This window comes from Paenibacillus sp. 01L418 (genome assembly GCF_056400045.1).
Window position 1 is genome coordinate 1 of the sequence record NZ_JBFTSN010000299.1, and the last position, 8,255, is coordinate 8,255.

Sequence of the window (8,255 nt, forward strand, 5' to 3'; positions counted from 1 at the left end):
GCCCCTTCATAAAAAACCTCCATGAGTTATTGGTCTGCAATGTGAAACGTGACTTTGCGAATCAACTTCTCCCTTGCGTCCACGAATAAAATTCCATCGCATTCGGGCAAAAGCAGCGAATACACAAGCAAACGATCTCTTACACCGCTCGGCGACCAGTCAATTGGCATCCGGTCACGAGCAGTTTTCACTATATACGTGCAATTATTCTTTTCCGCAATATAATCAATGTATAACCGGCTTCCCTTTCCAAGCGGCACATCATCAAGCTTGATTGGAATCGGAACTAAATGTTTTCCTGAAGTTACTTCGTACCCAGCTTGCTCCAGCAACAATATATTTTCATCATCTACTGAAAGAGTACCGCCCTTGCCGAGCGTAAGCCGACTAACGCTTGCAGGCTCATGCAGCCAGCGGTGAAACACTCTGAACAGCCACAATACGAACAAACATCCAGCGACAAGCATGATCGCCCAATCACCATAGGTTCCCATCAGCATCCCCCATTCGCAAATGGATTGTATACTTATTCGTTCGCTATGCTGGGGGCATTTTCCTGTTTGTGTCGATTGCCGAACGTTTGTTTGCTTTTCTATAGTTTAACAAATGGAGCACTATGCTGTAAAGTAAAAAAGATGCCGGCAGTTATGACTCTGCCAGGCACCTTCCTCATTTATTTATTCGTTGTAAAGGTTTCATTTGCTTGTTTCACTAGCTCTGCTAATGCGTTGTCATCGGGTACAGCAGTATTTGGTTCAGCAGACCAATGCCAATAAGCTAAAAATTCAATATTRCCTTCTCCACCCGTAATTGGGGAGAACGTAATATCCTGCAATGAAAAACCAATCTCAGCTGCTCCAGTCAAAACGGTACGAAGTACATCTCTGTGCACGCCAGAGTCACGTACAACTCCTGATTTACCTACTTTCTCACGCCCAGCCTCGAATTGCGGCTTAATTAAAGCTACAATACCGGAACCAACCGTTAATAACGTAGATAAAGCAGGCAATATATGTTTTAACGAAATAAAGGATACATCAATTGTTGCAAATGTTGGCGGTGGCCCAACTAAATCAGCTGGCTGCGTATAACGAAAATTAGTTCGCTCCATAACATGAACGCGTTCATCTTGTCTTAGCGACCAATCAAGTTGGTTATATCCAACATCAATAGCATATACATATGATGCCCCATTTTGTAATGCGCAGTCGGTAAAGCCACCGGTTGAAGCACCGATATCGAGCATAACGCGTTCGCGCAAATCAATATTAAACACTCGAATCGCTTTTTCCAGCTTTAGCCCGCCTCGGCTAACATAAGGATGAAGCGCGCCCTTTACCTTAATGTCTGCCGAACGTGCCACCTTCATACCGCTTTTGTCAACAGGCTCGTCATTTACTAGCACAAGACCCGCCATCAAAGCCGCTTTTGCCTTTTCTCTGCTTTCATAAAAGCCGCGCTCAACAAGCAATACGTCTATTCGTTCTTTAGCTGTTGTTGTTGTCATCTTTCACCCTCAGACGTTACTGTTTGCCAGTAACTCGTTTCATGCGCCTTGGCTGCATCGTTTTTAATTCTGTTGCAACTCTATCAGCCGTTAATCCAATTTCTTTGCGTTGTTCTTTAATGGATCCGTGTTCAACGAATACATCAGGTACTCCAATGATCCGAATAGTTAAGCCGTAAATGCCTTTGAGTGAGAAGAACTCAAGAACAGAACTGCCAAAACCGCCAAGCTCTGCATTTTCCTCAAGCACAATCATATGCCTGCCTTCTGCAGCAAACGATAATAGCATCTTTTCATCAAGCGGCTTAATAAACCGAGCATTTACAATTTGAACATTGATGCCTTCACGCTTGAGAAGGTCTGCAGCTTCTTCAGCAACCTGCAGCATCGGTCCAATGGCCATAATAACGGTCGAGTCGCCTTCGCGTACGGTTTCCCACTTGCCTATAKGCAATACTTGCGGATCTGCTTCCATCTCTACGCCTAATCCTGCAATGCGCGGATAACGAACAGCTATTGGGCCATCATTATATTCTACGGCGGTCTTGAGCATTCGTCTTAGCTCATTCTCATCCTTAGGCATCATAATGACCAAATTTGGTATATGTCTTAAGAATGAAATATCATAAACACCATGATGTGTTTCACCATCCGGGCCAACGAATCCAGCACGGTCTATGGCAAATATAACATTCAGGTTCTGACGGCAAATATCATGAACGACTTGATCATATGCTCGCTGCAAGAAAGTCGAATACACTGCAAACACAGGTTTCATGCCTTCAATCGCTAAAGCAGCAGACATGGTAGCTGCATGTTGTTCTGCAATGCCCACATCGATCATTCGATTCGGAAATCTTGCTGCGAATGGCAGCAAACCTGAACCGCCCGGCATTGCTGGAGTAACAGCAACGATGCGCTCGTCCTTCTCAGCAAGCTCAATTAGCATCTGACCAAAAACGTCAGTATATACTGGCGGGCCAACTGCTTTGACTACTTGGCCTGATTCAATTTTGTATGGCGTGATGCCATGCCATTTGAACGAATCTGCTTCGGCAGGAGAATAACCTTTGCCTTTCACAGTCAATACATGGACTAAAACAGGTCCTGGCATTGCATCCGCTTGACGCATAATATCAATCACTTGCTCGATATCATGTCCGTCTACAGGACCCAGGTAAGTAAATCCAAATTGCTCGAACAATATGCCGCTAACGAGCAAATATTTTAAGCTGTCTTTAAAACGTTCAGCCGTCTTAGCAAGCTTCCCGCCGATTGCCGGGATTTTGTTGAGCAGCTGTTGAAGCTCATCCTTAGCTTTATGATAATGACGATCTGTACGAATTTTCCCTAAATAGTGATGCAATGCACCCACATTTGGAGCAATGGACATCTCATTATCGTTCAAGACAACGATTAAGTTCTTGTTCTCGTGTCCGATATGATTAAGCGCTTCTAAGGCCATACCGCCAGTTAAAGCACCGTCGCCTATAACTGCAACTACACGATTGCTCTCACCCTTAAGATCACGAGCAAGCGCCATACCCATAGCGGCAGACAATGATGTACTGCTATGTCCAGCTTCCCAAACATCATGTTCGCTTTCTGAACGTTTGACGAAACCGCATAAACCTTTATATTGACGCAGCGTATCAAACCGATCCATACGACCGGTTAAAATTTTATGAACGTAGGATTGATGGCCTACATCAAAAATAAACTTATCTTCTGGACTATTAAATAAATAATGCATGGCTAGGGTCAGCTCAACGACTCCTAAGTTAGGAGCGAGATGACCACCCGTAACGGAAAGCTTCTCAATAAGGAACTGACGGATTTCAGCGGCCAGTTGCTCTAGCTGAGCGGTTGTCAAAGCTTTCAAATCTTGAGGTCCGTTAATCTGGTCAAGCAGCACGTTACTTTCCTCGCTTTCGCGGACAGCATTTATTGCTGTCCCATGTACATCTACATTTTTCCTATTATAGCATACCGAGCTTTTTTTCCCAACCAAAATGGAAAAAGCATCACATACTCAATGATCGCGCCCAACAAGATAATCTGCAATTTCAAGCAGTCGATCTGGAGCTATGAACTCCGCTTCCAGCACTGCAGACTTCGCTTCCTGGGTAAGCCGTTCAACTTGAGCTTTGCTTTCTTCTATTCCGATAAGGAACGGATAGGTTACTTTATTTTGCTGAACATCACTGTTCGTCTTCTTACCCAGCTTTTTCTCGTCCCCAATCAAATCCAAAATATCATCCTGAATTTGAAAAGCAAGACCGATGTTGCGTCCATAAATCGCGAGCAGTTCAAGCTGCTTTTCTGTTGCTCCGCCAATACGGCCGCCAGCCATAACCGAGAAGGCAATAAGATCACTTGTTTTATGAAGATGAATATACTCTAGTTCATGAATTGACGTAATGCCTTGCTCACCTAGCATATCGGCAACTTGACCGCCTACCATCCCGGGAGCTCCTGCTAATTTAGCCAAATCTTCGACAATGGCAAGCGCAACATCTGCTGCGACACCGCCTTGACGAGCTGCTTGTGGAATTAAATGAAAGGCGTGCGTCAGAAGCGCATCCCCGGCTAATATCGCCATTGCTTCACCAAAAACCTTGTGGTTGGTTGGCTTGCCTCTGCGGAAATCATCATCATCCATAGCTGGCAAATCATCATGCACTAACGAATAGGTGTGTATAAACTCTACGGCACAAGCAACAGGCATAGCAGCACTCAATGTTTCTGGCTTATTGAAAACAGCTTCTGCGGCTGCAATAACGAGTGCTGGTCTTAAGCGTTTCCCACCTGCTTCAAGGGAATATAGCATTGCTTCCCTCAGACGTAGGGGAACATCCCATGAGCTTGGTAACGATTGTTTTAGCGAAGCTTCAATAAGCTCCGTGGTTTGCGATAAATATGCTTTTATTGCTGCCCTCTCGCTCAAGCTTATTCCCCTTTATTCTCGATTGCATCTGCAAACGTTTTTTTCTGGAAGCCTTGCTCTGTTTCAATCAATAGTTCGATTTTTTGCTCAACTTGCTCAAGTTTCCCCCCGCAAAGCTGCGAAAGCTTCATTCCTTCCTGGAATAACTCAATCGCTGTCTCAAGAGGAACATCGCCATTCTCAAGCTTAGATACAATAGAATCTAGTCGTTCCATTGCTTGCTCAAAAGTGAGCTCACTTTGATTCGTTGCTGCCATCCATTTGCTCTCCTCTCAATGAACCTACATGACAATCTAGCTGACCGTCTGCTACTTTCACCTTTACGATGTCGCCTACTTTCACATCGCGAATCGATTTGATTAATCGTTGCTCTTGCTCATCATACACAAGGCTGTAACCTCTAGACATAACTTTTAAAGGACTTAAGGCATCAAGCTGCTTCATAGAGGTATAAAGCTTGTTTTTCCTGTCTTTAACAGAATTATTCATAGCACTCTCTAGCTGCTTCGTCGCTGTCTGCCACCTTTTGGCTGCGAAAGCTACCCGCTCGCCAGGATGATGGGCAGAAAGTGTAGCTTGCTGCCTTGCCAATCTTATATGACTTCGTTCTGTAATACGTTTTGTTCGCTGAACGAGCTGCTCTGACAATCGATCGAGCCGTTCAGCCTGCTCAAGCAAGTACCTGCGCGGATGCAAGAAAAAAGGTGAACGCCTTATGCGCTGCAGCTTCTCCTTCTCATCACTCACACGGTAGCGAATTCCTTGTACTAGACGCTGCTGCTGGCGATTCAGCTGCTGCTTCAATTCGGAAATGCTCGGAACAGCGAGCTCTGCCGCAGCTGTAGGTGTGGCGGCACGCAAATCAGCGACAAAATCAGCAATCGTGAAATCTGTTTCATGGCCTACCGCACTAATTATCGGAATCTGCGAGTTCGATATGCTTCGAGCAACGGATTCTTCATTGAAAGCCCAGAGCTCTTCTAATGATCCGCCGCCGCGCCCTACAATTAATACGTCGGCTTCGCCAAAACGGTTCATTGCTTCTATCGCTTTTACAATAGCAGGTGCTGCCCCAGTCCCTTGAACGAGCACAGGATAAACATAGATCGGTATTAATGGGTAACGGCGCTGCAAAGTAATGATAATATCACGTACAGCTGCACCCGTTGGCGATGTGATAACTCCAATAGCCTTTGGAAAAAGAGGAATCGCCCGTTTGCGTGACTCTGCGAAGAGCCCTTCATTGCTCAGCTTGCTCTTAAGCTGTTCAAACGCTAGATACAAGCTCCCAATACCGTCAGGCTGCATCGAATTAACATAAAATTGATAATTGCCGTCGCGTTCATAAACCGTTATATTCCCTCTAGCAATTACCTTTGTACCTTCCTTAGGTATAAACGGAAGCCGCTGGTTATGGGATGAGAACATAATGGATTTGATTCGGCTATCGCTATCTTTCAGCGTAAAATACATATGTCCGCTTGAATGATGTGTAAAATTGGAAATTTCACCGCGCAGCCAAATATCGCCAAGCAGTGTATCCGACTCCATTTTCATGCGAATATACCGATTAAGCTCTTTTATGGAATAAATTCGAGGCTGATCAGCCATGCCCGCCATCACTCCTTAATTCCGTTAGCCCTTTTTGCTGCTGTAATCGTATTTTTCATTAAGAGCGTAATCGTCATCGGACCAACTCCGCCTGGTACTGGTGTAATGAAGCCGGCTGTATCCAAACAATCGTCAAAATCAACATCACCCGCGAGCTTGCCGCTCTCCAAACGGTTAATGCCGACATCAATAACAATTGCCCCTGGCTTAACAAATTTACTGTCAATAGCTTTTGCCTTCCCGATGGCAACAACAAGAATATCTGCTTGTTTAGCGATTTCCTCCATGTTTGCAGTACGAGAATGACAGATCGTAACTGTAGCATTCTCACGAAGCAGCAGCATGGCAACTGGCTTGCCCACAATATTGCTTCTTCCGATAACAACGGCATGTTTCCCCGAAATATCAACACCGCTGCGCTTAATAAGCTCAATTACTCCAGCAGGCGTACAAGGCAGCAGGCTGTCGTCGCCAATAACCAAATTGCCAACACTTTCCGGATGGAAGCCGTCAACATCTTTTTCAACGGCAATCGCATCAATAACAGCCTTCTCGTTAATATGCTTCGGAAGAGGCAGTTGAACTAGAATCCCGTTGATCGTAGACTGATTGTTCAAACGTTCAATAACAGCAAGTAAATCCTCTTCACTTGTGTCTGCGTCTAAACGATGTACCTCTGAATAAAAACCAAGCTGCTGGCAAGCTTTTTCCTTAGAGCCAACGTAAACTTTTGAGGCAGGATCTTCGCCTACGAGTACGACTGCCAAACCTGGGATAATTCCCTTTTCTTTCAAGGCTGCAGTTTCCGTAATCATCTCCTCACGGATAAGGTCGGATATTTTCTTTCCTTCAATGATTTGTGCACACATAGCTCCAGTCTCCTTTTACATCGATGAATGTTTGATTAATTTCATATCCATTATGATTTTAATTCTTCGATTTCCAAAAGCAATTTTCCAAGTACGCCGTTTACAAACTTGCCGGATTCCTCTGTGCCAAAATGCTTGGCAAGCTCAATCGCTTCATTGATCGTTGCTTTCGGCGGAACATCATCGCGAAATACCATCTCGTACGTAGCAAGCCTTAGAACCTGGCGATCTACACGGGATAAACGATCAATATGCCAGCCTGTCAAAAATTGCTGTAGCATACCGTCAATGGCTTGCTTATGTTCCATTACGCCAGCTACAATCTCACGTGCGAACGCATCTGTGCTGCCTATCTCAGCAGGATCAGCACCCATTTCATTATCTAAACTCATTTCTTCCACAAGCATGTCCACTGCATCTGAAGCCGTAACTTCATTCATTTCCATCTGGTATAAGCTTGAAATCGCTATTTCTCGTGCTAATCTACGTTTCATGTGACCTCCGCGGCAGTTTCATGCCGATAAAATGGTTTTATTCTTGTAAACTCAATTGTTCAAGCCAATATTTCAAAAAAAACCTATGATCTCCTCCCTGCCCCGAATAAGCGGCTTTCCGAAATCCGGAGTACGGAGGAGACCACAGGATCATTTAAACGGTCGAAATCTTTCCAACAACGAATACCAAAGCCGCTGCCATGGAAAAACAGGTCCGTCGCTTGTTTCCTTTTGTAAGCCGATCCAATAACCGATTGAGACGAGCAGCCCTACAAAAAGCATGTCCCAAAAACCGACAAACAAATATAGCAATCCGAAAAACAGCCCTATCGCTGCGCCAATCATACGATTCTGATAGATGTTCCAGAATTCCCTCCACATGAGCAAACTCACCTCTATTCCACGCGACTCTTAAATGTCCCCGTTTGAATGATGTTCGCAACATATACCGCAACGTTCGTTACGGGTATACCGGCAATATCCTCTACATGCTCTTTCACCGTACGTTGAATCTCTTCCGTAAGCACCGGTATGGAACTTTCTCCATCTACTACAGCGCGTATTACGATATCAAGTCCAGCATCCGTTGCCCGAATGCGCGCACGCAAGTCCTTAACGCCGCGCTGGCGCGATGCTGCTTTCAATGTCAAATTTTCAATGGTTTCAAGAGAGATGCGAATATCTCCGAAATCAGTTCTTTGATCAATTGACGGAGCTGTAGCTGATCCTCGATAAAGAGATACGACAAAAAACCTTAGGCTAAGAATGAATAGGATGACTCCGACAACTGCGAGCGTAATCTGTATGGAGTCGATACGATATAAATC

General features: G+C 44.8%; 10 protein-coding genes. All 10 read right to left on the bottom strand.

Annotated features, from left to right (window positions below; all coding sequences use genetic code 11):
* Nucleotides 1-26 precede the first annotated feature (26 nt).
* The gene (locus tag AC1DSE_RS25405; RefSeq protein WP_441961172.1) at nt 27-494 is read right to left on the bottom strand and encodes a hypothetical protein; all 468 of its coding nucleotides are present in this window, start codon (nt 492-494) and stop codon (nt 27-29) included.
* Nucleotides 495-673: 179 nt separating this feature from the next.
* Nucleotides 674-1,507 (bottom strand): TlyA family RNA methyltransferase, encoded by an 834-nt coding sequence (locus AC1DSE_RS25410; protein WP_441910399.1) that lies wholly within the window; start codon nt 1,505-1,507, stop codon nt 674-676.
* Nucleotides 1,508-1,523: 16 nt separating this feature from the next.
* Entirely contained in the window at nt 1,524-3,422 is a 1,899-nt protein-coding gene (dxs, locus tag AC1DSE_RS25415) for a 1-deoxy-D-xylulose-5-phosphate synthase (RefSeq protein WP_477528374.1), read from the bottom strand.
* 117 nt (nt 3,423-3,539) lie between these two features.
* Complete coding sequence (locus AC1DSE_RS25420; RefSeq protein WP_477510519.1) at nt 3,540-4,454, bottom strand: polyprenyl synthetase family protein; 915 nt, start codon at nt 4,452-4,454, stop codon at nt 3,540-3,542.
* Nucleotides 4,455-4,456: 2 nt separating this feature from the next.
* Nucleotides 4,457-4,711: an exodeoxyribonuclease VII small subunit gene (xseB, locus tag AC1DSE_RS25425; RefSeq protein ID WP_076266958.1), complete on the bottom strand. Its 255-nt coding sequence runs from the start codon at nt 4,709-4,711 to the stop codon at nt 4,457-4,459.
* Nucleotides 4,689-6,065, bottom strand: coding sequence for an exodeoxyribonuclease VII large subunit (xseA, locus tag AC1DSE_RS25430; protein ID WP_477510518.1), 1,377 nt, complete (start codon nt 6,063-6,065; stop codon nt 4,689-4,691). Before xseA ends, xseB begins: the two co-directional genes overlap by 23 nt.
* Before the next feature lie 8 nt (nt 6,066-6,073).
* Nucleotides 6,074-6,934 carry a bifunctional methylenetetrahydrofolate dehydrogenase/methenyltetrahydrofolate cyclohydrolase FolD gene (gene folD / locus AC1DSE_RS25435; RefSeq protein WP_076266956.1) on the bottom strand — a complete coding sequence of 287 codons (861 nt, stop codon included), beginning with the start codon at nt 6,932-6,934 and terminating at the stop codon, nt 6,074-6,076.
* 50 nt (nt 6,935-6,984) lie between these two features.
* The gene (gene nusB / locus AC1DSE_RS25440) at nt 6,985-7,428 is read right to left on the bottom strand and encodes a transcription antitermination factor NusB (protein ID WP_054024290.1); all 444 of its coding nucleotides are present in this window, start codon (nt 7,426-7,428) and stop codon (nt 6,985-6,987) included.
* Between the two features lie 150 nt (nt 7,429-7,578).
* Nucleotides 7,579-7,809 carry a DUF2273 domain-containing protein gene (locus AC1DSE_RS25445; RefSeq protein ID WP_477510516.1) on the bottom strand — a complete coding sequence of 77 codons (231 nt, stop codon included), beginning with the start codon at nt 7,807-7,809 and terminating at the stop codon, nt 7,579-7,581.
* A 14-nt stretch (nt 7,810-7,823) separates the two neighbouring features.
* Nucleotides 7,824-8,255: alkaline shock response membrane anchor protein AmaP (gene amaP, locus AC1DSE_RS25450; protein ID WP_477528375.1), on the bottom strand; the 432-nt coding region annotated here is incomplete at its 5' end.

What these genes read in the sequence shown, in the direction of transcription:
- nusB (WP_054024290.1), bottom strand. Translation starts at nt 7,428, where the DNA reads ATGAAACGTAGATTAGCACGAGAAATAGCGATTTCAAGCTTATACCAG.
- AC1DSE_RS25405 (WP_441961172.1), bottom strand. Translation starts at nt 494, where the DNA reads ATGGGAACCTATGGTGATTGGGCGATCATGCTTGTCGCTGGATGTTTG.
- xseA (WP_477510518.1), bottom strand. Translation starts at nt 6,065, where the DNA reads ATGGCTGATCAGCCTCGAATTTATTCCATAAAAGAGCTTAATCGGTAT.
- AC1DSE_RS25445 (WP_477510516.1), bottom strand. Translation starts at nt 7,809, where the DNA reads ATGTGGAGGGAATTCTGGAACATCTATCAGAATCGTATGATTGGCGCA.
- folD (WP_076266956.1), bottom strand. Translation starts at nt 6,934, where the DNA reads ATGTGTGCACAAATCATTGAAGGAAAGAAAATATCCGACCTTATCCGT.
- xseB (WP_076266958.1), bottom strand. Translation starts at nt 4,711, where the DNA reads ATGGCAGCAACGAATCAAAGTGAGCTCACTTTTGAGCAAGCAATGGAA.